At 66.9% G+C, this 23,287-nt stretch carries 25 protein-coding genes and 2 pseudogenes; 15 read left to right on the forward strand and 12 right to left on the reverse strand.

The genetic code is table 11. The features are described 5' to 3' along the window. Positions 1-50: 50 nt before the first annotated feature. The 7 genes from ABZ863_RS18800 (at position 51) to ABZ863_RS18830 (ending at position 7,263) form a co-directional block, all read left to right on the forward strand. Entirely contained in the window at positions 51-767 is a 717-nt protein-coding gene (locus ABZ863_RS18800; RefSeq protein ID WP_358537075.1) for a TetR/AcrR family transcriptional regulator C-terminal domain-containing protein, read from the forward strand. A 292-nt stretch (positions 768-1,059) separates the two neighbouring features. After that, complete coding sequence (locus tag ABZ863_RS18805) at positions 1,060-2,040, forward strand: NAD(P)-dependent alcohol dehydrogenase (protein WP_358537077.1); 981 nt, start codon at positions 1,060-1,062, stop codon at positions 2,038-2,040. A gap of 819 nt (positions 2,041-2,859) precedes the next feature. Next, on the forward strand, positions 2,860-4,191 hold the full coding sequence (locus ABZ863_RS18810) for a serine hydrolase domain-containing protein (RefSeq protein WP_358537080.1): 1,332 nt from the start codon (positions 2,860-2,862) through the stop codon (positions 4,189-4,191). A 286-nt stretch (positions 4,192-4,477) separates the two neighbouring features. Beyond that, positions 4,478-4,816 carry a hypothetical protein gene (locus ABZ863_RS18815; RefSeq protein ID WP_358537082.1) on the forward strand — a complete coding sequence of 113 codons (339 nt, stop codon included), beginning with the start codon at positions 4,478-4,480 and terminating at the stop codon, positions 4,814-4,816. 175 nt (positions 4,817-4,991) lie between these two features. Next, complete coding sequence (locus ABZ863_RS18820; RefSeq protein ID WP_358537084.1) at positions 4,992-5,219, forward strand: hypothetical protein; 228 nt, start codon at positions 4,992-4,994, stop codon at positions 5,217-5,219. Positions 5,220-5,256: 37 nt separating this feature from the next. Further along, a complete protein-coding gene (locus ABZ863_RS18825; RefSeq protein WP_358537087.1) occupies positions 5,257-5,460 on the forward strand; it encodes a hypothetical protein in 204 nt (67 codons plus the stop codon). A 306-nt stretch (positions 5,461-5,766) separates the two neighbouring features. Beyond that, positions 5,767-7,263, forward strand: coding sequence for a DUF2252 domain-containing protein (locus ABZ863_RS18830; RefSeq protein WP_358537089.1), 1,497 nt, complete (start codon positions 5,767-5,769; stop codon positions 7,261-7,263). Between the two features lie 139 nt (positions 7,264-7,402). Here ABZ863_RS18830 and ABZ863_RS18835 read toward each other — a convergent pair whose 3' ends face one another. Together ABZ863_RS18835 and ABZ863_RS18840 are read right to left on the reverse strand one after the other, a co-directional pair. Continuing rightward, positions 7,403-8,590: a DUF418 domain-containing protein gene (locus tag ABZ863_RS18835; protein WP_358537092.1), complete on the reverse strand. Its 1,188-nt coding sequence runs from the start codon at positions 8,588-8,590 to the stop codon at positions 7,403-7,405. A gap of 215 nt (positions 8,591-8,805) precedes the next feature. Beyond that, positions 8,806-9,453 carry a TetR/AcrR family transcriptional regulator gene (locus ABZ863_RS18840; RefSeq protein WP_358537095.1) on the reverse strand — a complete coding sequence of 216 codons (648 nt, stop codon included), beginning with the start codon at positions 9,451-9,453 and terminating at the stop codon, positions 8,806-8,808. Positions 9,454-9,919: 466 nt separating this feature from the next. Here ABZ863_RS18840 and ABZ863_RS18845 point away from each other — a divergent pair, with 466 nt between their 5' ends. Together ABZ863_RS18845 and ABZ863_RS18850 are read left to right on the forward strand one after the other, a co-directional pair. After that, positions 9,920-10,852 (forward strand): hypothetical protein, encoded by a 933-nt coding sequence (locus ABZ863_RS18845; RefSeq protein ID WP_358537098.1) that lies wholly within the window; start codon positions 9,920-9,922, stop codon positions 10,850-10,852. 83 nt (positions 10,853-10,935) lie between these two features. Continuing rightward, positions 10,936-12,138: an epoxide hydrolase family protein gene (locus ABZ863_RS18850; RefSeq protein WP_358537101.1), complete on the forward strand. Its 1,203-nt coding sequence runs from the start codon at positions 10,936-10,938 to the stop codon at positions 12,136-12,138. Positions 12,139-12,168: 30 nt separating this feature from the next. On the opposite strand, the gene ABZ863_RS18855 is transcribed toward ABZ863_RS18850, so the two are convergent. Next, positions 12,169-12,696, reverse strand: a complete 528-nt coding sequence (locus ABZ863_RS18855) for a pyridoxamine 5'-phosphate oxidase family protein (RefSeq protein WP_358537104.1) — start codon at positions 12,694-12,696, stop codon at positions 12,169-12,171. 157 nt (positions 12,697-12,853) lie between these two features. Here ABZ863_RS18855 and ABZ863_RS18860 point away from each other — a divergent pair, with 157 nt between their 5' ends. Then, positions 12,854-13,141: a WYL domain-containing protein gene (locus tag ABZ863_RS18860; protein ID WP_358537106.1), complete on the forward strand. Its 288-nt coding sequence runs from the start codon at positions 12,854-12,856 to the stop codon at positions 13,139-13,141. Between the two features lie 27 nt (positions 13,142-13,168). Here ABZ863_RS18860 and ABZ863_RS18865 read toward each other — a convergent pair whose 3' ends face one another. The 3 genes from ABZ863_RS18865 to ABZ863_RS18875 are packed head-to-tail and all read right to left on the reverse strand — an operon-like array spanning position 13,169 to position 17,293. Beyond that, positions 13,169-15,127 (reverse strand): ABC transporter ATP-binding protein, encoded by a 1,959-nt coding sequence (locus ABZ863_RS18865; protein WP_358537109.1) that lies wholly within the window; start codon positions 15,125-15,127, stop codon positions 13,169-13,171. Between the two features lie 10 nt (positions 15,128-15,137). Beyond that, complete coding sequence (gene lnt, locus ABZ863_RS18870; RefSeq protein WP_358537111.1) at positions 15,138-16,667, reverse strand: apolipoprotein N-acyltransferase; 1,530 nt, start codon at positions 16,665-16,667, stop codon at positions 15,138-15,140. A gap of 53 nt (positions 16,668-16,720) precedes the next feature. Continuing rightward, a complete protein-coding gene (locus ABZ863_RS18875) occupies positions 16,721-17,293 on the reverse strand; it encodes a MarR family transcriptional regulator (RefSeq protein WP_358537113.1) in 573 nt (190 codons plus the stop codon). A gap of 38 nt (positions 17,294-17,331) precedes the next feature. Between ABZ863_RS18875 and ABZ863_RS18880 the strand changes: the two genes are divergently transcribed. Continuing rightward, positions 17,332-17,949, forward strand: a complete 618-nt coding sequence (locus ABZ863_RS18880) for an NAD(P)H-binding protein (protein ID WP_358537116.1) — start codon at positions 17,332-17,334, stop codon at positions 17,947-17,949. A 144-nt stretch (positions 17,950-18,093) separates the two neighbouring features. Here ABZ863_RS18880 and ABZ863_RS18885 read toward each other — a convergent pair whose 3' ends face one another. The 5 genes and pseudogenes from ABZ863_RS18885 to ABZ863_RS18905 all read right to left on the reverse strand — a co-directional run. Then, complete coding sequence (locus ABZ863_RS18885; protein WP_358537118.1) at positions 18,094-18,315, reverse strand: hypothetical protein; 222 nt, start codon at positions 18,313-18,315, stop codon at positions 18,094-18,096. Between the two features lie 286 nt (positions 18,316-18,601). Then, complete coding sequence (locus tag ABZ863_RS18890) at positions 18,602-19,018, reverse strand: hypothetical protein (RefSeq protein ID WP_358537121.1); 417 nt, start codon at positions 19,016-19,018, stop codon at positions 18,602-18,604. Further along, the gene (locus tag ABZ863_RS18895; protein ID WP_358537136.1) at positions 19,015-19,467 is read right to left on the reverse strand and encodes a transposase; all 453 of its coding nucleotides are present in this window, start codon (positions 19,465-19,467) and stop codon (positions 19,015-19,017) included. The genes ABZ863_RS18890 and ABZ863_RS18895 overlap by 4 nt, the downstream gene beginning before the upstream one ends. Next, on the reverse strand, positions 19,464-19,703 hold the full coding sequence (locus ABZ863_RS18900; protein ID WP_358537139.1) for a hypothetical protein: 240 nt from the start codon (positions 19,701-19,703) through the stop codon (positions 19,464-19,466). The genes ABZ863_RS18895 and ABZ863_RS18900 overlap by 4 nt, the downstream gene beginning before the upstream one ends. Positions 19,704-19,866: 163 nt before the next feature. Then, a pseudogene (locus ABZ863_RS18905) lies at positions 19,867-20,067 on the reverse strand (DUF6444 domain-containing protein); the annotation flags it as partial. 461 nt (positions 20,068-20,528) lie between these two features. Between ABZ863_RS18905 and ABZ863_RS18910 the strand changes: the two are divergent. From ABZ863_RS18910 to ABZ863_RS18925, 4 genes are all read left to right on the forward strand, one after another. Then, positions 20,529-20,660: a hypothetical protein gene (locus ABZ863_RS18910; protein ID WP_358537123.1), complete on the forward strand. Its 132-nt coding sequence runs from the start codon at positions 20,529-20,531 to the stop codon at positions 20,658-20,660. Between the two features lie 48 nt (positions 20,661-20,708). Next, positions 20,709-21,581, forward strand: coding sequence for an MFS transporter (locus ABZ863_RS18915; RefSeq protein WP_358537126.1), 873 nt, complete (start codon positions 20,709-20,711; stop codon positions 21,579-21,581). Positions 21,582-21,647: 66 nt separating this feature from the next. After that, complete coding sequence (locus ABZ863_RS18920; RefSeq protein WP_358537128.1) at positions 21,648-21,854, forward strand: hypothetical protein; 207 nt, start codon at positions 21,648-21,650, stop codon at positions 21,852-21,854. 31 nt (positions 21,855-21,885) lie between these two features. After that, positions 21,886-22,470: a helix-turn-helix domain-containing protein gene (locus ABZ863_RS18925; protein WP_358537131.1), complete on the forward strand. Its 585-nt coding sequence runs from the start codon at positions 21,886-21,888 to the stop codon at positions 22,468-22,470. Between the two features lie 199 nt (positions 22,471-22,669). Here the strand turns inward: ABZ863_RS18925 and ABZ863_RS18930 are convergent. After that, positions 22,670-22,840, reverse strand: a pseudogene (locus ABZ863_RS18930) (peptide ABC transporter ATP-binding protein); the annotation flags it as partial. Positions 22,841-23,287 lie beyond the last annotated feature (447 nt).

Raw genomic sequence — 23,287 nt, forward strand, 5'->3', positions numbered from 1 at the left:
GACCGGGCAGACTTACCGTGTATGGGTAGAGTGCGTCGAGAGGAAGATCCATGACCCCGCGGACCGACGCCGACGAGCTGACCGAGCAGCCCCGTATTCCGTTGAGCCGGAGGCGGGTGTTGCGCGCCGCCGTGCGGCTCGCCGACCGTGACGGCCTCGACTCGCTCACCATGCGCCGGCTCGCGCAGGAGGTCCGGGCCGAGGCGATGTCGCTTTACCACCACGTCGCCAACAAGGAGGCCGTTCTCGACGGCGTCGTTGAGGTGATCCTCGAGGAGATCATGGTGGCGGTGGACAAGGTCGTGGCTCCGTCCCCGGAAGATGACTGGCAGGCGGCGTTGCGGGCGCGGATCCTCGCCGCCCGGGAGGTCTTCCTTCGCCACCGCTGGGCCCCGCAGGTACTCGAAACCCGCACCACCACGAGCCCGCTCGTCATCGCGTACATCGACCACGTCATCGCCGTCCTCCGGGCGGGCGGGTTCTCCTTCGATCTGGCCCACCGTGCGCTGCACGTCCTGGGCAGCCGCGCCCTCGGGTTCGCTCAGGAGTTGTTCCAGCCCGACGGCGCCCAGACTGCGAACGCCGAGGCCGCCGCGATGATGGAGCAGATGGTCGACCGGTTCCCGAACGTCGTCGGGATGCTGGCGGAGGCCATCCACGATGATCCGGACGGCACCCTGGGCTTTTGCGACGACCAGTTCGAGTTCGAATTCGCACTCGACCTGATCCTCGAAGGGCTGGAACGGCGCCGCGCCGCCGGTTCGTGACCCCTCCGAATACGACCGAGCGCGCCGCACGTCGCGTCACCTTTGGTTACCGGCTGAGCCCCTTTCCGTTGCACCCTTGACTCCCTTACGTCGTACGGTAGCCTTACGACGTAAGATTATCTTACGTCGTAAGGCAACGAGTCGAGTGGGAGGCGGTATGTGGACACCGGCCACACCGGGCCCTGGGCCGGCGAGCGCCCGTGAGAACCGGAACCAGAGCCTGAGTCCGTTCAGGTGATCCCGACCGACCCGCTCACCCCGGTGTGTGAACACCCACCGAAAGGAAGACGCCATGAAGGCCTGGAGCTGGGACCGTTACGGCCCGCCCGAAGTGCTGACTCTCAAGGACGTCGACGAACCCGGCATCGCCCGGGATGAAGTGCTCGTGCGGGTACGGGCGGCGTCCGTCAACCCCTACGACTGGCGTCACATGCGGGCCGACCCGAAGCTGGTACGGCTGAGCATTGGCCTGCGCCGGCCGAAACCGGGCCTGGTCCTCGGCGCCGACCTCGCCGGCGTCGTCGAGCGGGTAGGCGAGGAGGTGACCGGACTACATCCCGGCGACGAAGTCTTCGGGGAGGTCCGGCTGGGCTCGTTCGCCGAGACCGTCGCCGTCCCGCAGAACAGGCTGGCCGTCAAGCCCGCCCGCCTCACCTTCGAACAGGCGGCGTCGGTGTCGATGGCCGGGCATACCGCGCTGCAGGGGCTGCGAGACGCAGGGAGGATCTCTGCCGGGCAGCGGGTTCTCGTCAACGGGGCCTCCGGCGGCATCGGCACGTTCGCCGTCCAGCTCGCCAAGACGTTCGGAACCAAGGTCACCGGCGTATGCAGCACCCGCAACGTCGAACTGGTCCGTTCCCTGGGCGCGGACGACGTCGTGGACTACACCCGCGAGGATTTCACCGAACGGAAGGGGCAATACGACCTTGTCATGGACAACGTGGGCGACCGGTCGCTAGCGGCACTACGGCGCCCCTTGACCTCCCGCGGGACGCTCGTGATCGTGGGCGGCATCGCCTCGGCCCGCGGCGGGCTGCTCGGCCCGGCAGCGCAGGTGCTCCGCGGGACCCTGGCCTCCCCCTTCGTCAGCCACCGCATCGACACCGTCAGCTGGAAGCCCAACTCCACGGACCTGCGGTTCCTGACGGAACTCATGGAGACGGAACAGATCGCACCCGTCATCGACCGGACCTACCCGTTCGCCGAGATCCCCGAGGCGCTGCGCTACATCGAGCGCGGCCATGCCCGAGGCAAAGTCGCCATCACTGTCTGATCGCAGGCGTGCCAATCAGTTGAGGGTTGCCCTGCGGTTGGGCCGTTCTGGGTTCGGGACGCGCTCTTCTGCCGCATAGCGGTCATTCGGGAACGCAGCGTTCGCCACATCGCCAGCGCGATAACCTGTTCCACTCTGTACTGCTGTCGATGGCCCTACGACTGGCAACGTGATGATCACGCAGCGCGCAAGCAAGCAAGCAACACTGGGAGCGCCCAGAGCGGAGCGGAGGACAAACGACCCGGAGGTGCGTCGAGTGCCGGCCACACTTGATCGGAGGAACGCCAGAGTTCGGTCGAAACCGATCGACATTGATCATGACGGGTGATCAACATGTGCGGTCAGAATCCACGAACAAGCGCGGTCAAAACTCGCGGACATAATCATGCGTTACTCCTCGGCAATCGTTGACAACGCCGTCGAGGAAGTCCCCGCCGGGTTTCGTTCAACCGCTCCCGGAGTCCGCTCCAGTGGACCATGGTTCCGGTTCCCTCGGGGGCCAGTTGCGTGGACAGCGGCGTACCGGCCGACAGTCGGCATTGTCAGCGACGAGGTGCGATCGCGTCGAAGCTCGTGGTCATCCCGGAGGGCGGGCGCGGCAGCCGTCCGCGTCGACAGCCAAGCCGCCGCTCAGCCAGCTTGGCGGCCACGACGAAAGCCGGTGGGCTCGTCACAGTGCCCTGCTTTGTTGGTCCGGCAATGATTTTCAGCAGGGATTGAGTGCGGAAAGCGAGGGATGCTAAGCTTTTTGGCTTCTACGACGGCGACCGTCCGGTGACGACATCAATAGCGAGGTGCTCGACTCCTGGGGCGAAGGCGGTGGTACCCACGGCACGGAGTCGGCGTGACGCAGGAATTCGGTCGCGGAAAGCACGTTCCTGGCGCATCGCAGGGCTCGCGCTCGGTGTTGTCCTGACGATCGCGGGGTGCTCCCCGTCCGCACCGACGACGGCGCCGCCCGGCACGACGACCGGCTCCGCACCAGGGCAGTCCGCGCTGAAGCCCATCGACCCGGCCGCATTCCACGCAACCGTGGCGGCTGCCGCCAAGGAGCTCGTGGTTCCTGGGGCGGTGGTGCTACTGCGCACCCCCCAGGGCAACTTCACGGCGGCGGTCGGCACCACGGAACTGGGCACCAGCACACCGCCCGCCGCGGACACCCACTTCCGCATCGCCTCCAACACCAAGACCATGACCTCGGCGCTGATCGTGCTCCTCGCCCAGGACGGCAAGCTCAGGTTCAGCGACCCGGTGTCGCGATACGTCTCCGGTGTGCCCAACGGTGACAACATCACCATCGCGCAGCTGCTGAAGATGCGCAGCGGCCTGTACGACTACACGGAAGCACCCGAGTTGGCGGCGGCTTTGGATGCCGACCCGGCGAAAGTCTTCACCCCTCGAGAAGTGCTGGCCATCGCGTTCCAGCGCCCGCCGATGTTCCCGCCCGGCACGGCGTACCAGTACAACAACACCAACTATGCGTTGCTGGGCCTGGTGGCCGAGAAGATCGGTGGACGCCCCTTGGCACAGCAGTTGCGGGAGCGCTTGTTCGGGCCGCTAGGCCTGCGGCAGACTTCACTTCCCGCAGCCACCGACAACTCCATCCCGGACCGCTACTCGCACGGTTACCTCTACGGTGGATCCGCGTACGCGTTCATCGACCAGACCTACCCGGCCGACCTGCAGGCCGCCGCCCGGGCCGGAACACTCCAGCCCAATGACTACACCCGGCAGAATCCCTCGTACGCCACTGCTGCCGGGGGCGTCATCTCCACCTCGGATGACGTGGCGACGTGGATCCGGGCACTGGCCTCGGGAAAGGTCTTCAATGCCGACTTCCAGCGACAATGGCTCGACAGCCTGCAACCCGAGAACCCGAACGCGCCCGACGGCCAGAAATACGGATACGGAATCTCCTATCAGCGTTTCGCACCGAACGCCGCGATGTGGTACCACGGCGGTGAACTTCCCGGGTTCAACTCATTCATAGGGTACGACCCGGCCAACGACGTCACGCTCACCATCTGGGCCAACTTGACCTTGTCTCCGGACGGCCGGACCACGGCGGTCGCCCTGCTTCCCACCGTTCTCAACCAGATCTACGCCGAGTTGTCGCTGCCGCCGGCACCGACCCCGACATCAACCAGGTGATGCCGTGGTGGTTCGACACGAATCACCACCGCGGGCCGAGACGATCCACATCGGCTCCGCAGCGCCGGGCCGCGGCCATGCACCTGATTCCCACCCCGGACTTGCGCAGCTTTCCTTGGCGCCGCAACAGAATCGCCATTGGACTCGTGGCGCCAGACCTTCACATCGGACGCCATCGGACCGAGGTGACGCGCGGTCACTTCGGCGTCGAGGGGAGTCCAAAGGAGACGACGCCATCGCCAAGACCTCGTCGGGCGCGCCGGCCGGAGTGCAGATCCTGGCAGGCGTGCCCGCGCCCGACGCCCACTTCAGCCTGGAAGTGCGCGGATCGGACGGCTGGCTGAAGCTGACCGGCGATCACCCCGCAGGTGTTCAGGTCGGCGACCTCGCGCTGTCGTCGAGCGTGGAATTCACCGCGCCCGACAGCCCCGTCGCCACCGGTACCGGCTCGACCGCCGCCGAGATCTGGGCAGGTGCGTCCATCAATGTGGGTGAGGTGTACGCCAGCCTGGCACGCGACATCGCGAACGGGACCCACCACACCCCGGGATTCGGCCACGCCGTTCACAACAGCCGCCTGATCGCCCGAGTCGAACAGGCCTCGCGCACAGGTCTCCGGCAGTAAAGAAACCAGGCCGTGACCGATATGGCGACCGATCCGCGAGCGCGGGTAGCCGACGTAGGTTCGGACACGCTGGAGGGGCGCCTGCGGCCCACAACCCCGATCTGGGAGTCGTTTTGATGATCTCTGTCCACTGTCACCACGGCGCCGACGGCGCTTCGCGGGAGGCGCACGACGTATGACCACGTCCGCGCGAGCCGCCGTTCTCGAGGTGCAGGACGGGCCGTTCGAATTCCGCGACATCGAGATCGAAGACCCGCGACCCGACGAGACATTCGACGACGAGCTCGTCCTCGAGCTGGGTGGAGTGAGCCTGGAGCTGTCCTACAAGGGCGAGAACCACTGCCCGGCAACATCTTCATCTACGCCCCGCAGCAGAAGGTGCTCACCGCCGTGGCCATCGTGAGTCCGGGCAGCGCCACGTTCATGCACTGCGACGCCTCGTGCCCTCGTGGATCGAGGACTTCCGCCGCGACGTGGAAGCCGTGCGCGAGAGCGGGAAGCCGGCGTTCATCCTGCACGGGACCGCGGATCGGATCCTGCCCATCGACGCGACCGCCCGACCGCTCCGGGACCTGCTGCGAGGCGCCAGCCTCATGCGTGTCCTGCACCCCCTCGTCGAGTGGAGCGTCCAGAACGAGGAATGAGGTCGCGACTTCGCGCTGCGACCGTCAGGTCGATGCGTGACGGGTTGCGTGGTCTCCCGGTGAATCCTGACCGAAGGGGACAGCGATCGACTCCGGAACACCACAGGGGCGAGTCGACAGGACCCAGGGAGCGTGTCACACCGGCTGGGCGATGTGGTCTCCTGCGCGTCGCCGCAGGATATTGGGTACCAAGAGCTGGAGAAACAGCAGGCTGCGTAGGCAACCTGCTCGTGCTGGTTCGGCCTGGGAGAGTGGCCGCTCGCGGGCCGGCGTCCGAGCGCCCAGCAACCCATGGAGGTGAGCCAGATGGCCGCAAGGAAGATCGCGCACCCGAGCGTCGACGATCGCAAAGCCAAGGGCCTGCAGGCCCGGGACCAGGTGCCCCTGTCGAGCCATGCCCAGTGGAACCCGGCGGCGGACCACCCGGACCCGGTCGCGCTGCTGGAGGGACAGGACAAGACCCGCGAGCCGGACCTGGTGCCGGTGCGGCATGGCCGGATGATGGTCTCGCCACTCAGTTTCTACCGGGGCGCGGCCACAGTCATGGCCGCCGACCTCGCGCCGACGCCGGTGGCCGGGCTAGAGGTGCAGCTGTGCGGGGATGCGCATCTGTTGAACTTCGGCCTGTTTGCCTCACCGGAGCGGCTGCTGCTGTTCGATGTGAACGACTTCGACGAGACGCTGCCGGGGCCCTTCGAGTACGACGTGAAGCGAATGGCGGCCAGCTTCACCGTCGCCGGCCGCAACAATGGGTTCGCCAAGGCGGACATCCGGGCGGCGACGCTGGCATCAGTGCGGGCCTACCGAGAGGCGATGGCCGACTTCGCGCAGATGGGCGCGATGGACATCTGGTATGCCCGGCTGGACAAGGATGAGCTGATGGCCACGATCCGCCGCGTGGTGGCCGAGACCAAGAAAGAGACCAAGAAGGCAAAGAAGGCAAAGAAGGCAAAGGAGAACAAGGCGGAGAAAAAGGACGAAAAGGACGAGCAGCTGGCGAAAAAGGCGGAAAGGCGGGCGGAGAAGATCGCCGGGAAGGCGCGCAGACACGACAGCCTGCAGGCGCTGTCCAAGCTCGGTGAGCAGGTCGACGGCGGTTACCGGATCGTCTCGCAGCCGCCGCTCGTCGTGCCGCTTCGGGATCTGGCCGGGACCTATGGGCTGTCGGCCGACGAGGCCGAGCACTCGATCCGCGATCAGTTCCGCGCCTACTCGGAAACTTTGGACGACGACCGGCGGCACCTGCTGAAGCAGTTCGAGATCATCGATGCGGCCCGCAAGGTGGTCGGCGTCGGCAGCGTCGGGACCCGGTGTTTCATCGTGCTGCTGCAGGGACGCGACGCGGCCGACCCGCTGTTCCTGCAGGTCAAGGAGGCGACGAAGTCGGTGCTGGAACCGTATGTGGGCAAGAGCCGCTACCGGCAGCCCGGCGAGCGAGTGGTTCAGGGGCAACGGATGATGCAGGCGGCCAGCGACGTCTACCTCGGCTGGACCAAGGGCGTGGACGTACGCCGCTATTTCTACTGGCGGCAGTTGCGCGACATGAAGGGTTCGGTGGACATCGAGACGTTGCTCCCGCTCGGGCTCACGTCCTACGCCCGCATGTGCGGATGGACGCTGGCCCGCGCCCACGCTCGCTCTGGCGACCCGGTAGCCATCGCCGAGTACCTGGGAGGCACCGACGCGTTCGACAAGTCGATCACGGGCTTCTCGCAGGCGTACGCGGACCAGAACGAGCGCGATCACCAGGAATTCGTCAACGCGGTCAAGGCCGGGCGGCTGACAGCAGTCGAAGGCGTCTGAACGAAACCGGGCAGAGCTGGACCGCGTTCACCCCGCCAAGATCATCGACGGGGCATCGATCGCTGTCCGGCATGACCTCGCGGGATGAGATCAAAACGGCGCCGGCAGTGACCGCAGACCATTTCCCCACGGTGACTGCTTATGAGGTTTCGCCGTGCGCAGGAGAGCGCCGCGGCGTGTTCGGCACCCGGTACGTCAGTCGCCGCATCAGGGTCTCGGCAGGGCCGGCTTTGCCTGCTCGTTCCAGGTACATCGCGTAGACCAGGGTGATCAGCCACACGCCGACCGCATACGCGGCCATCGTGGCGCTGTCGAGGCGTGCGCCGAGTCCGAAACCCCAGGCCGCGAGTAGCGGTGCACACAGAACCGACTGGGCGAGGTAGCACGTCATCGATCGCTTCCCCACCGCGCTGACCGCGCCTGCCCATGACCCGAGAGCCCGGCCGGACAGTCGGTCACCGATGAGGCCGAACACCGCGACGTAACCGAGGCCGCAGGCCAGGCCGGTGACCATCTGCGGTGCGGCGAACGATGACAACATTGGTTCGAGGTCGCCGAATATGCCAACGTGCGTCAGCGCGTGCGGCAACGCGCCGGCCCAACCGATGGCGATACCGCCCACGGCAACGATCCAGAGCAGTCGCCGGTGCTGACCGGGGCGCTCGAGGACTCGGCGCCTGGCCGCCCAGATCCCGAGGAGAATCGATACCGGCACGACCATCCCGGCAATGCCCTGGACGGCGAAGATCTGGATCGGCCATAGCGTGATCCGCGCGATGGCCGCGGTCACCACGTTTTCGGCGGAGACGCTCTGGGTTATGAGGCCGGTGGCCCAGGCGCCGACACCGTTAGGGGCCTGCTCGCCGGCCAAGATAGCCAGGCCCTCGAGGACAGAGAGCGCCGCCACCAGGAACAGCAGCGTCGTGCCGATAGCGGCCCACACCAGCAGGGTGCGGTCGGATCGACGCATGAAGAACCACACCAGGATCAGGCCGGTCAATCCGTACGCGCCCAGAACGTCCCCACCCCAGAGCAAAACGGCGTGGACGGCGCCGAGAACAATCAGCCAGAGGTTTCGTCGCTGCACCAGTCCCCGAGCGTCCCGGTCCGATATCCCTTTCTTTCGTTGGCTGCGGATCATCATCATGAGGCCGTAACCGAAGAGGAATGCGAACATCGGGTAGACACGCAAGTCCACGCCGATGATCATGACTGCTTGCACGAATTTCTCGACGGTCGATCCATCAAGCGGGTGGGCGCTACTTCCCGAGTGGTCTCGGCCATACAAGTAATAGGCCGAGTTGGCCAGTACGATCAGCAGCAGCATGAACCCACGCGCCAAGTCCGGCGCAGGGACACGAGCCGTCCGCTCCGTAGATAAGGCCGCCTCAGGGGTACGACCCGTACTCGATGTCATGATCTCTCCAATGTTGTTACGTCAGGGCCGGGCGCACCGATTCACCGAATGTCGGGGCATGGTGAATTGAGCCGTCGACCAGTGGGTGGTGTCGCCGGAATGCGCGGGAAATATGGGATGCTGCGTCAGGAATCGCCAGTAGCCGGGGCGCCCGGCGCCTTGATGGCATGTTCGAAGAGGTCTGCCAGCTCGTTGGCATGCGATTGGATATCGTGATCAGGGTAAGCGTCGGAGTAGGCGATCATGGCGTCGATCGCTGCCTCCACAGTGACCGCCATGACACGGGCATCGAATGAGCGAAGCTCGCCGGTCGCCTGGCCCGCGAGAAAATCTTCTTCCTGGCTCCGGTAGAGGGTTTCTCTGAAGGCATCTCCGTATCGAAGCCGACCATTCGAATCGCGCAGATTCTCGAAAACCTCGATCAGAGCGACCATCTCGGCGCGATGCGTGCCCGCGTAGTCGGCGACTGCGCGGATACGAATCCGGAGCTTCCCCAGGACCGTCCGTTCCAGCTCGAGGCGGGGAGCGACGAACTCGATGATCCGGCCGTAGACCTGCTCCACCAGCTGTTCGATCAACTCTTCCTTGCCGGCGAAGTGGTAGGAGATGACGCCCTTGCTGATGCCAACGCGACTGGCAATCCTCGCCAAGGAGGTCCCGGCGTAGCCGTGCTCCGCGAGAGTCTCGACGGCGCCGTTGATGATCTGCGCGCGCCGCGCATCTTCGATGAACGAGCGACGCTTCTGGCCATCCGCCTGGTCTTTTGACCGCATGGTCAGATGTTAGCACGTTCGGCCAGATCCCCGGGTAGGCGACTTCGGAGTGCAAGCACAAAGCCGAAAAGACGATCTGGATTCCATTGACCGAGCCGGTATCTGGAGCTGTGGGCCGATCTTGCTGAGAAACCTCGAGGCGCGCGGGGGCCTCACGGTTCGCATCGTGCCCCGTCCGGTGCCGTGCTCATGTCGATCAAAGACCGCATCTCATTTGGGGTTGTGCGGGTCAATTGGCCCGGATCCGTTGTGAGGCGAGACAATGTGACGCACGGGTGCGCTACCGGCCAGGTCGCGATTATCAACACGGGCCGCCGGGTGATGTCCGGGGAGGAGTATGGGCGAGCACGCGAACGACTCGCCGTCAGAAAAGCCCTCGTCGCCGGACCGAACGACCCCGGTCGGGCGTGTGGGCCGACGCGCGGTCAGACAGTTGGCGCGGGCGCCGTACCGCAACGCGCTGGTTGTGCTCGCCATCGCGATCGTGATGGCGGGGCTTTTCGTCGCCTCGTACAGCCTGGTGCTGGGCCGGCCTGCCCCGCGTCATATACCGGCGGGGATCACGGGCGAGGCGTACCTACCGTCAGATCTGGTGCCGCAGTTGGAGGCCGCGACCGGCGGCGCGCTGGACTTTCGCAGGTTTCCGTCGGCCTCCGAGGCACGGGGCGCGCTGGACGAGCAGGCGATCTATGTGGCCGTGCTGGGCACGTCCGATCGTCCGCAACTGCTGTTGTCGAGTGCGGCCGGAGTGTCGGTGGCGCGCGTGCTGCAACAGGCGGGACAGCGGGCACAACGCGTGTCTCCGACACTGGAGATCATCGATGCCCATCCGCTGCCGCCCAGTGATCCGCAGGGACTGGTGTCGTTCTACGTCATGCTCGGGGGCACGATTCTGGGGTTCTTGTCGGTGTTCCAGTTGCGTGTCTACGCGCCGCAGCTGTCGCTGACCGCCTGGCTGGCGTGTCTTGCTGTGCTGGCCGTGGTGGGCGGTATGGTGCTCGCCGCTGTGGTAGGGCCCCTGATTGGTGCCCTACCGGCGTCGATCGGCATGCTATGGCTGGCCTCGTCGCTGGAGATCGCTGCGTCGGCGCTGTTGGCGTCCACGATGCTGGTGCTGTTCGGCGGTGCGGCAATCATCCCGACCTGGGCACTGCTGGTCATATTGGGCAACACTTCGTCAGGAGGTGCGGTGGCCGCGCCCCTCCTGCCGGGCTTCTTCGGCTTCGTCGGCCGATTCCTGCCGCAGGGCGCCACGGTCAGCATCCTGCACACAGCCGCCTATTTCCCCTCGGCGCAGCACAGCGAGCCGTTCATCATCCAGGGCATCTGGATCGTGGGCTCCGCTGCCGCGTTGCTGCTGTCGGTGCGACTGCGCGGACGCAGTCCCACCGGGCGTTGAACAGACGGTGCCGTTTGTCGCGGCAGGAGGGCGGGAAGACCCCACACAACCGCGAATCAGTTCGAAACGGAGAGGACACCCACATGTCTGTCGCCACCGATCCCTCAGCGGGCGCCAACGGGATCCGTCCGTTTACGATCGACTTCCCCGAGGCCCAACTTGAGGACCTGCGCGCGCGCATCAATGCCACGATCTGGCCCGAAAAGGAAACCGTTGATGATCAGTCGGAGGGTGTACAGCTCACGACGATGAAGAAGCTGGCGGCCTATTGGTCCTCAGATTACGACTGGCGCAAGTGCGAAGCGAAGCTGAAGGCCCTCACGCACTTCATGACCGAGATCGACGGGCTGGACATTCATTTCATCCACGTTCGGTCGAAGCGTGACGATGCGCTCCCGCTCATCGTCACGCACGGATGGCCAGGATCTGTCATCGAACAGCTGAAGATCGTTGATCCACTGACCAATCCGACGGCGCATGGCGGGAGCGCATCGGACGCCTTCCATCTGGTGATTCCGTCGTTGCCGGGCTACGGGTTTTCCGGCAAGCCGACCGCTCCCGGCTGGGGCCCAGAACGCATCGCGGGTACCTGGATAGAGCTGATGAAGCGCCTTGGCTACACGAAGTTTGTGGCCTCAGGGGGCGATTGGGGCGCGGTCATCACGGATCTGGTGGCCGTGCAGGCGCCTCCGGAACTGGTCGGCATTCACACCAATATGCCTGGCGCGATTCCACCCGACGTTGACGCGGCGGCTGCGGCCGGTGCGCCGATGCCGGCAGGTCTCTCGACCGAGGAACAACGTACGTACGAGCAGCTGGACTTCTTCTATAAGCACGCGAACTACGCGTATATGATGGCGAGCCGTCCGCAAACGTTGACCGGCTTGGCGGATTCACCGGTCGGCTTGGCGGCGTTTCTGCTCGACCATGACGCGAAAAGCTTGGAGCTGATCTCCCGCGTCTTTGACGGTGCCACCGAGGGCCTTACAAGAGACGATGTCCTCGATAACGTCACGCTCTACTGGTTGACGAACACGGCGATATCCTCAGCTCGTCTCTACCGGGAAAACAAATTCGCCTTCTTCAGCCCCAAGGGTGTCTCCGTCCCGACTGCGGTGAGCGTCTTCCCCGACGAGCTCTATCAAACCCCACGCAGTTGGGCAGAGCAGGCGTTTCCCAACCTCATCCACTACAACAAGGTCGACAAGGGTGGCCATTTCGCTGCCTGGGAACAGCCGCAAACCTTTTCAGAAGAGATTCGCATGGGCTTCCGGTCACTTCGGTAGGCGACCGGTTGAGAGGAACCGGTCACGCCACTACGTCGTCGCCTGTGTGAGCTTGCTGCTGTCGGCTGCGTAGACAGTCATCCAGTGTGGGTGCAGCCGGTAGTAGACCACGTCGTTGTCCCAGTCGAAGGCGTCGTCACCGTAGAAGCCCGCGAAGTAGGCGCGGAGAACCGGCCAGTCCGCGGCCGGATCGCTGTCCTGGGGATTGAGAACCTCCACGGTGCCGTGCGTGAACACACCCAACTCCTCGCCGAGCATGTATGCGGCGCTGACGGCCGGTCGGGCGGCCAGATGACGCGCCTTGGCAGCGCCACGTGCCGTGCCGAAGTGCCACTTCCCGTGCAGGAAATGCCCGTCCACGCCACTGATCCGCGGCTCCCCCTTCGCCGTCACGGTGGACAGCGCCAGAGTGCACATACCAGTGAGGACCCCAGCGAGCTGCTCAGCGGTCAGAGTGCTCTCGGAGTTGATGATCGAGCGGAGGTGCTGGGTGGAACTGGAAAGCGAGGCGTCCAGCAGCGCCTGCAGCTCTGTGAGATCTTCCGGCGTTTCACGCATTGAGCACCCTTCATACATACATCCATAGGTCTCGGTCCACGCCCAGCCATCGACGGCGACCGGAGCACCATCCTCGACGCCAACCCTGACAACTTCCGTCATAGTTACGCGATCGTGTGACGGAGCACGTCGGAAAACGCGTGGTCCGAGGTTACGTATGGCGTCTCGTCTCAGGCTCGCTCGATGCCCGGCAGGATCTCGTCCTGTACGTGGGGATGGGCCTGCACCTCGGCGAGGTGCCGCCGGCGGCGCGGGATGGATCGAGGCGGTCATCCCGACCGAGAGCACCGAGCACGGCTACGGCGAGCTGCTGCGGCTTGGTATCGACGTCGAGGTCGTCGCGCCAGCCGAACTGCGCCAAGCCATGGCCGACACAGTGGGCGTACCCGCCAGAGCGCATGGATGCGCCTCGTCGCCTTCGGCGTCTTTCGTCCTGGCGAGGTGATCCCAACGGTGCGAATCCAACGGTGTGTTACGTAGTGGCCCTGCGGTCCTGAACGGCACGGACGGCCGGGCCGTCCGTGTGTCCGGCGACCAGCGTCGCCCCGTCGCTGAAGAGGACGCCGTCGGCGCAGCGCGCCTCGACCTTCCCGCCGGCGAACTGCTCCGTGTAGAGGCGGGCGTACAGGCCGTCCTGCGCGAGCAGTTCGGCATGAGTGCCGTGCTCCACCACCCGGCCCGCCTCCACAGCGAGGATCAGATCGGCGCCAAGGATGGTGGAGAGCCGGTGCGCGATGGCAATCGTGGTGCGCCGTCTCGTCGCGTTCTCCAGCGCCTGTTGCACCAGCCGCTCGCTGGTCGTGTCCAACGCGCTGGTGGCCTCGTCGAGGATGAGGATCCGCGGGTCCTTCAGCAGTACCCGCGCGATCGCGAGCCGCTGTTTCTCCCCGCCGGAGAGCCGGTAGCCACGCTCCCCCACCACCGTGTCGTAGCCGTCGGCGAAGGACAGGATGCGGTCGTGGATGTTGGCCGCTCTGGCAGCCTCCTCGATCTCCGACTGGTCGGCGTCGGGCTTTGCGTACCGCAGGTTGTCACGGACCGTGGAGTGCAGCAGATACGTGTCCTGCGTGACCATGCCGACAGCGTCCACCACCGACGCCTGCGTGAGCCTGCGGACATCGCGCCCGTCGATCAGCACCCGGCCGCGGTCGACGTCGTAGAGCCGTGGGACGAGGTAGGAGATCGTCGTCTTGCCCGACCCGCTCGGCCCGACGATCGCGGCCAGCTGCCCCGGCTCGACGGTGAAGGAGACGTCGCGCACGGCCCACGTACCCCGGCCGTCGCCACCGGACCCGTTGCCCCGGGTCCGGTCTGCCGCCGGTGCCGTGTCCGTCGCGGCGCCCGCAACGGGGGCGGGCGGATAGGCGAACCACACGCGGTCCAGCTCGACGCGCCCGCTGACGGTGGTGATCTCGAGCGTGCGCGCGTCCGGCGCGTCCACGATCCGCGGCCGCAGGTCCAGGTAGGCGAAGATCCGGCCGAAGAGCGCCAGCGAGGTCTGCACGTCGAGCGAGACGCGCAGCAGGTTCACCGTGGGGAAGAGCAACCGCGACTGCAGGGTGCTGAACGCGACGATGGTACCGGCACTGACCCCGATCCCAGCGGCAATGAGGAACCCGGCCACGAGGTAGACCAGCGCCGGGGTGATGCCCATGAACGTCTGCACCACGGCGAAGAACGACTGCCCCGACATCGCCTGGCGCACCTGCAGGTCGACTTGGCGGGTGTTCTCGTCGCGATAGCGCGCCACCTCGTAGGGCTGCCGGTTGAACACCTTGGCCAGCAGCACGCCGGACACCGACAGTGACTCCTGGGTGATCGCCGTCATGTCCGAGAGCGACTCCTGGGTTCGCCCGGCGAGCTGGCGCCTGACCCGGCCCACCCGCACCTGGAGCAGCACGAACACAGGCGTCATCGCCACCGCGACGAGGGTCAGCTGCCAGCTCAGCAGCACCATCGCGATCAGCGCGGCCACGACCGTCACGACGTTGCCGAGGATCGAGCTCGCGGTCTCCGACAGCACCGACTGCACACCGCCGACATCGTTGGCGAGCCGCGATTGGATCGCCCCGGTGCGCGTGGCTGTGAAGAAGGCGAGGTCCATTTTCTGAAGATGCTCGAACAGCCGTCCACGGAGGTCGGCCATCACTTGGTTGCCCAGCAACGTGGTCCGGTAGGTCTGGTAGACACCGATCAGAGCCGACACGACGGGCACCGCCACCATCCCGCCCACGAGCCACGCCAGCAGCGTGAGGTGCACGCCGCTGCCGTTCGTGGGGAAGAGCGCTCGGTCGAACGCTGCCTGTGTGAGGAACGGGGTGATGATGCCCAGCCCGCTGCTCAGCAGAACGGCCGCGACGATGACCACCAGACTCGTTCGGTAGGGGGTGAAGAGTGACCACACCCGCCGACCCAACTGGTCGGACTCCATAACGCCGACCCTACGACCCCCGGCGTCGCGGCCGCACGGTCGCGGCGCCCTCGCCGGGCCGCGCTCGCGCAGTGTGCGCGAGTAGTAGGGCGATGGCGATCGCGGTGATCGCGCTTGCCGTGACCGGAACCCAATCGCCCCACCGCACGTACGGAGTGATCTCCTGGTACAGCGGCACATCGACCACGAAGATCCCGTGCGAGTCCGGCGGCATCCAGGCCAGCCGCCTGCCCTGTGCATCGAACGCCGCGGACGTGCCGTTCAGCACTACCAGGACGGCGGAACGGCCGGACTCCACCGCCCGGACCGCCTCGGCACTCGCCTGTTGCGGCTGTGCCCAGGTTCCGTCGAACGACGTGAGGGAGCTCTGCACCACCGTGATGTCGGCGTGCAGCCGAACGAGTTCTCGGCGCATGTCGGGAAAGATCGACTCATACGAGATCAGTGGACCTATCCGTACGCCACCAACCCGCAGTATCGCCGGGTCTCTGCCCGGGGCCCGGTCTTCCTTGGCGATCTCGGTGCCCTGGAGCACCTTTCCGAGCAGCAGCCGCAACGGCACGTACTCGCCGAACGGGACCAGCCGCCGCTTCTCATACATCCCCGCCAACCCGCCGGGTCCGTACTGCTGAGTCGTCTTCATGATCCGACCGTCCGTTGCTCGCGCGTCGACGTTGACCAGCACGTCACTTCCCACCGTCGCCGCGGCCTGCGCCAGCCGAGCCGCCACATCGGGACGGCGCGCCGGGTCGAACGGCACGCTGCTCTCCCCCCAGACCACGACGTTTTGTCCAAGACCCGCGGCCCTCCGGGTCAGTTCCAGGTGCGCGGCGAAGCGCGCGTCACCTCCGTACACGACGCCAGGCTGCACCCCCACCACACGAACATTGCCGGTCACCACCGGTTCCGGCCGGAGCAGCCCATAGCCGAACGCGAATGCGGCGAGTACGACGACGAGTCCGCCGCCGATCAGCCGCGCCGCCCGGCCGGCGCCAGGAAGGAACACGGCGGCGAGCCCGACATTGACGGCCACCAGCACGAAGCTGAGCAACCACACGCCGCCGAGCGCTGCCACGGCGAGCACCGGCCGCACCTGCCATTGAGTCAGACCGAGCAGACCCCAGGCGCCGCCCAGACCTTCCCAAGAACGCAGCGCCTCGACGCTGACCCACACCGACGGCAGCACCACCACCGCCAGTGCCACCCGTGCCGCAGACGGTTCTCGCAGCAGCCGGTGCGTCGCCAGCCCGAACGGCACCCAGAGGACACCCGCGACGACGCCCACCACAAGAGCCAGGATTCCCACGTGCGGCAGTAGCCACTGGAACAGGGTGAGGAAAAACCCCAGCGCGGCAAGCGAACTCCGCCAGGCGGCCTCACCGTAGGAGCCCGCGCGTCCGAACAACAGCACCAGCGGGACAAGGCCGACCCACCCCAGCCACCACGCGTCGACGGCCGGAAACGCCAGCGCCAACAAGCAACCAAACAGCAGCGCAAGCCCGCGCACCGCCCACCGGCGCCCCCGCACGCCAACAGACATACGAGCACGCTACCCGCCCAGCTGGCATGGGTTGCGCTGTCGGCGCACCAAGGTCAAACGCCGTGCGGTCCGAAGATCGTGGTACCTCCAGGGGAGAGGACGCCTGCTATCCGGTGGTGGATCTCGCGCAGCTGCCGGACCTGCGCCTTGGTCAACGGGTCCAGCACCAGCCTGCGGACCGTCTCGACGTGCCCGGGTGCGGCCTCGTCGACCTTGGTCCGGCCCGCAGTCGTGAGGACGGCCAGGGTGGTGCGGCCGTCCTCCGGATCGCGGCGGCGCTGCAGCCAGCCGCGGGCCTCGAGCCGAGTCGCGACCTGAGAGAGCCGCGACAGCGACCCGTTCGTGAGCAGGGCCAGGTCCCGCAGCCGCAATGTCCCGTCGGAGGCGTGGGTCAGGCTGGAGAGCACCATGTACTCGTAGAACGACAGCTCCGAGTCGGCCTGGAGCTGCGCGTCCAGCGCAGCCGGCAGGGTCGAGAGCACCGACACGAGCGCCAACCACGCCGCCGTCTCGTCGTCGTCGAGCCAGCGTGGCTCGTCCGCCTCACTTCCCGGTTCCGGTGAGGTCGGTCTGGCAGAGGTCGATTGGGCTTTCGACCAGCTCGGCGATCCCGAACGGCACTGCAAGATCCTCGTCCTGCCCAACCGCTGACCGGGAGAGCATCATGAAGATCGTCCTGTTCGGTACCGGATTCGTCGGCGACGCCCTGGCCCGCGAGTTCACCACCCGCGGGCACGCGCTGACCGCCGTCGCCCGCAGCCCCTCCCCGACAGCCACCGCAACCGGGAGCGTCCACGACGCGTCGTTGGTCGCCGAGATGACCGCCGGGGCCGAGGTGATCGTGTCCGCCCTCCCACCGATCGACGACGACGGCGGGCTGGCGGCGAGCACTCCCGTCCTCGTCACCGCGGCCGAGGCGACCGGCGCCCGACTCGGCATCGTCGGCACCTCGGCGCTACTCCCGCTCACCCCCGGCGGCCCGCCCCTGGCCGAGACTCCCGGCTTCCCAGACTGGCTCGCTCCGCGAGTAGCCGCCCACCGCCACACCCTGGAACTACTCGAATCCACACCGGACTCGGTCGATTGGCTCTACCTCGCCCCGGCTGCCGAGTTCGGGCCGCACGTCCACAGTGTCCGGACCGGGCGGTACCGCACCGCGACCACGCAGCTCACAGACCCCGACGGCCGCTCGTGGATCGGCGTAGCGGACTACGCCCTTGCCTTCGCCGACGAACTCGAACGACCCACCGCGCACCGCGGCCTGCTCGTCGTCGGCTACTGACCCCGACCAACACCTTCGGCCCACTGGAGGTCGTCCGGCAGGGGATCCCACACGTGCGCGGCGGCACGCTGTTTCGTTGCTGCTGCATGGGTTTGGTGTCGTGCTGGCGATGAGACCACTTGTCGCGGCGTTGGTGATCTCTGTTCAGTGACCCTGCCGGCCCTTGTTCTCCCGGCTGGCCCTGGCTGCCCGACGGCGCAACTGGGCCCGGTCCAGCCAGTTGTAGATCACGTCGTACCCGGCGATGACGAGCCCGATCAGGCCAAGGATGCCAGCGATCACCGCGACCGGAATCAAGTCCAGTATCGAGCACACCACGGCCACGACCAGGAGTCCGGCGCCGATGCCCAGGTTCCACTTCGCCATGCCACTCATGTCGCCCCAGTTCGCAGGGCGGCATACGCAGCCCGTTCGTCGTCGTGCACGGTACCCCGCGGCACGTGGAGTGCCGAGCATAGCTGATCGCGATGAGTGGTTCGTCGAGTTTGTCCAGCACGCCCGACGCAATGCGCACGGCGAAGGCCTTCGGACCGGAGACGGGTGGGATTCTGCCGCGAGCCCGACGTCCTGATCGCACTGCGTGGGACCACGTTCGTCCGGGCCGTTTGTGGCCAGTGGTGATGGTCGGCTGTGCGGCCGCTGCGGATGGCTGTCAGCCTGGTGTGATGCCGTAGTGCTCGCGCACCTCGCCGACGTTCGGCGGGCCATTGAACCCCACGTCGCCCGCTGAGACGATGACCGACCTGTCTCGGGTCGCGTACTCCTGCGGGGTCGACCAACCATCCTCGAGGTCGGGCGACGCGGCGAAGGCCCGCAGGACGGCGTCCATCACCGCGATGGCCTCGTCCTCGCCGGCCGCTTCGACCACCACGTCACCACGTACCCAGCCGCCACCGAAGCCGAAGTTGCAGTCCCACTCCGCAGAGGTCACGCCGGCGACCGAGGTCGCCGCCGCGGTGAACGCCTCCTCACACTGGGCGGCATCACCCGACGAGCACGCCGAGACGGGCAGCACCAGCGCTGCCACCACGACAGCCTGCAACGACCGCAGTCGCTCACGTCGTATCACTTTGTCAGTCCAATTCGGTAGTGTTCGCGCACCTCGCCAACGTTCGGCCCGGCGTTGAACCCCACATCGCCCGCGCTGACGACACCCTCCGGCGTGGTGTCGGCGACGGCCTGCAACTCGCGCAGGGCGTGCGCGCAACAGAGTTGATGCTCGGCGTTGACGTAGGTGTCATACGGCGCCCACCCGTCGCGCACCGCGACACCACGGAACCGGCCGAAGACACCGGCGTGGTCGATGCTCCTCTTCTCACGTTTGGGATGGCAGGCGATCAAGGTGTACTTGCTGGCGCGGGCGCAGTGGACCCAGCGCAGGCTGCCAGCTACCCGCAGGCCGGTCTCGTCGAACTCGGCCACGTCGGATGCGGCAATGCGATCGCCGACCTGGGTAAGGAAGTCATCCAGGCGGCAGGCGGCCCGGCGGGTCGTCGCCGCGACGGTGCCCTCACTCACCGGGCGCTGAACAGCTCCGCCAGCACCTGCGCGGTGCGCTTCTTCGACAGGAACTGGCCTGCGTAGAGGTAGAGGATGATCGCGGTGATCCGCGGCCCGTACTGCACCGGCGCCGTCACACCCCCCGGCGGCGTGCCGCAGGTCATGGTCCCGCAGGAGCAGCGGCGCGCGATGAGCTGATGCTCGGTCACCCGCGCCGTCATCGGCGGCAGATCGAACACCTGCCGACGCTCCACCCCTCCCTCCTTCGGGAGCCTGCGAGAGATCAGGGCCGTAACCCGTGCACGTGCCGGGCTCGCGCCTTTTCCGTTCGTTCGGATGGTCGACCAAGGCAAGTGTCGCTTCTGGATGGCCGAGCTGAGCACCCGGATTCTTGCCGTTCTTGCGGTGCAGCGACGTCGGAGCGGGCTTGATGAACGGCGAGTCCGACGACGGCGGCTTGGACGAGTTCTTGGAGTTCCGTCCCAGTTTCCGCTTCAACTCCGCAACCTCATCCTGGAGCGTTTCGACGGTCGTCTGCAACTGCTCGATCAGCTCAGCTTGCCGCACAACAAGCGCAGCAAGCTCCTCATAGGACGGACGCCGATCAGCAGACACCACACCATGATCAACAAGATTCGACAGAACATCAACAAGCCACGCCGAAAGAGACCAGTTACGATGTGACAACAGCGCACGGCCCCTTGAGCTTCAGCTGATCTTGCCGATGGCGGGCGCGAAAAATGGCCCAGTCCAATCCGGACAGAGAGCGATGGGCAACGCAGGGGCGATGGCGGCCAAGACCGCGATCTTCGTGGTGGCGGACATGGTGAAACCTCCGAGGGTGTGGCGGCTTGAAGGGCATGCGTCGGACCGACAGAGGGCGAGCGGCGCGAACGGTCAGGACTCGGGCCCCCCGCGCATCGACGGGGCTTCGAACTGTCAGCCGGTGGCTGGCGCTAGTCGCTGGGTTACTGGTCGTAGGGCTAGCGGTGGCGGCGATCCAGTCAACACGGTGGAGCGGCAAGGTCGGCTGGCTAGACGTCCCGCCGGCGCCGGGTGCGGCTGCCTATGCTGTGCGCATGCGCGCGGTGTCTGCGTTCGACGTGGGCGGGGTGGTGCTGGCGACGTTCCTGGCCGCGGTCGCCGGGGCGGCCCGGGTCACCCAGCCAGAGGCCCGGCCGGTGACGGCCCCCGGTGTACCTGCGCCCTGACGCCGGCCGTGGCCGCCGCGATCCGACCTGGCCTCATGGACGGTGATCGTGGCCGCGCTGCTGCTGACCCTGTTCGTGTGGCGCTGCCTGAAGCGTCCGGACCCGCTGTTGGACGTGCGCCTGTTCCGCAGCAAACCGTTCACTGCCGGGACCGTCGCCGCGTTCACCGCCAGCCTCGCGATGGCTGGGATCATGCTGCTGGTCGCCCAGTGGCTCCAAGGCGTGGCCGGGTTCACCCCCATCCTCGCCGGTCTGGCTCTGCTGCCGATGGCCGTTGGATCCCTGGCCACGGCACCGTTCGCCCCGACCCTCGCGATCCGGTTCGGAGCACGCGCCATCCTCTCCGGCGGTCTGGCGGTCGCCGGGATCGGGCTGGTGGGCCTGTTCGCCCTCCGCGGCCTGGACACGTACTGGCAACTAATCGCCCCCCTGGTGCTCGTCGGCGCCGGGACCGGCGCGCTGGCGATCGCCTCAGCGATCATCATGGGCAGCACCCCGCAGGAGAAGGCCGGAAATGCCGCCGCGATCGAGGAATCCATGTACGACCTGGGCAATGTGTTCGGCATCGCCCTCCTCGGCAGCATCGCCGCCGTCCTCTACCGCGCCTACCTGGACATCCAGAACTTCACCGGCGACGGCATCACCGGGCAGCTGGCAGTCGAAGCGAACGAGTCCGTCGTCGGCGCTCTCATCGTCGCAGAGAGCGCTGGATTGCCCGAACTAGCCGCTGCCGCCACTGCCGCGTTCGTCACCGCGCTCGGCCGAGCGGCCCTGGTCGGCGGGGTCATTATGCTGCTCGCCGCAATCGCGGTGTACCTACTCGTGCCGCGCGGATTCGACATCACCGCGCACAACCACCCCGACGACCCACCTGCCGATCCCCCGGCGCAAGCGCAGACCGCACGCGGCCTCACTCACTGACCGCCAATCACCGGCGGCCAGCGGTAGCGCATCGCGCTGGCCCGGGCACTGCCGGCCACCCCGGACGTGCTGCTGCTGGACGAAGCGACCGCGCAGGTCGACGAGCTCACCGAGACGGCTATCCGGCCCGACGATGGGGCGCATGCCTGTCGAGCCCGCGCGATCGGCACGCGCCGCCCCGCCGAGGTGGATGATGCCGCCGATGGCGTATCGTACCTGGACTCGGAACGGCAGATCCGGTTCCGTGGGCGTCGCCGGAGCGCGCACCCATGATCATTGCCCAGGAGCGCAGCGAGGAGGACCCGTGCCCGAGTCGACTGTTGGCCGGCCCCTGCGCGCAGACGCGCAGCGCAACCGCCTCAAGGTGCTGGCCGCCGCCGAGCGGGTGCTCGCCAAGGACGGCAGTGCCGCATCGATGCGGGAGATCGCTCGCCAGGCCGGCGTCGGCCTGGCGACGATCTACCGGCAGTTCCCGACGAAGGAAGCCCTGTACGAGGCTGTCGTCGTCGAGCGTGTAAGGCGCCTACTGGACCACGCACACGCCGCCGCCCACGCCACAGACCCCGGTGACGCGTTCTTCACGTTCTTCACGTTCGCGGTCACCGAGACCACCGGGGAGAAAGCGCTCGTGGACTCCCTCGCCGTAGCGGGCCTTGACCCCAAGGCCGGCACCGCACCGATGCACCGGGACCTGGAAAAGGCCACCGGGGTGCTGCTGCGGCGAGCCCAGGCCGCCGGCGCGGTGCGCGCAGAGGTGGGCATGGCGGAGGTGCTCGCGTTGATTACGGCGATGTGCCTGGCCGCCGACCGGCAGCATTGGGACGAGCAGCTGCGCACCCGCAGCTTGACGGTCGTGTTCGACGGCCTGCGCCCGCAGCTCCGTCCCTGAACAGGCTCGCCGCTGCGCCGGATCGGCCCCAGCGAATGAGGCCTGGCCGGCGTGCGAGTCGCACCCGGCCAGACCGGCCCCCATGCTCGCCCACCACGCCAGCAGACCGGGCAGGTACCAGTTCTTCGCACCGCGGTCGCGCCGTGTGCGAAACCGGCACCTCACCAGATGTCGGAGATGGGAGTTCTGCGGGATCGCGCGACTTCCCGCAGCCGAACTCGCCCACGAGTCCGAGCGTCTCGCCTTCCCGCACATCGATCGAGATGCCAGCCACGGCATGCACGGCCTTGCCCTGCCCGACAGAGAATTCGACTACGAGCCCCCCGGGTGAAAGGCATCGTCGCGAACGTGCCCTACCTGTCGCGGCCATCTCCGGCTCCCGTCTCGTCGGTGGTCGTCGGTCCAAGGTCCCCTGACACAGCCGGGTCACTACCCGACTACCGAGACCAGCTCGCGCGGCGTGACCGCAATTCTTACTGCGCGGGCAAGGCACCTTCGACGGCGGCATCGAGGTCGGCGTCGTCGAAGACGAGGAACGGCGCGTTCCGCCGAACTTCATCGACGTTCTCAGCACCATCGTCATTCATGAGATGTTTCCCGTCTCACACAGGAATTCTCGGTCCGAGAACCAACAGGGCGTGGCGTCAATCAGTGAGCCGGTCTCAGCTGGCTGCGCTTTCCATACGGTCCGCGATCTTCTCGGCCGACTCGAACAGGAGGCGTGTCGGCGGTCAGTGAAAAATCCCCGTAGGCGGCCAGTTGCCGCCCCATAGGTGGCCAGTGATTTCCCCGCTGGTGGCCAGATATCTCCCCGGTG

Origin of the sequence: Saccharomonospora sp. NPDC046836, from assembly GCF_040645195.1 — a bacterium.
Taxonomy (GTDB): Bacteria; Actinomycetota; Actinomycetes; order Mycobacteriales; family Pseudonocardiaceae; genus Prauserella_A.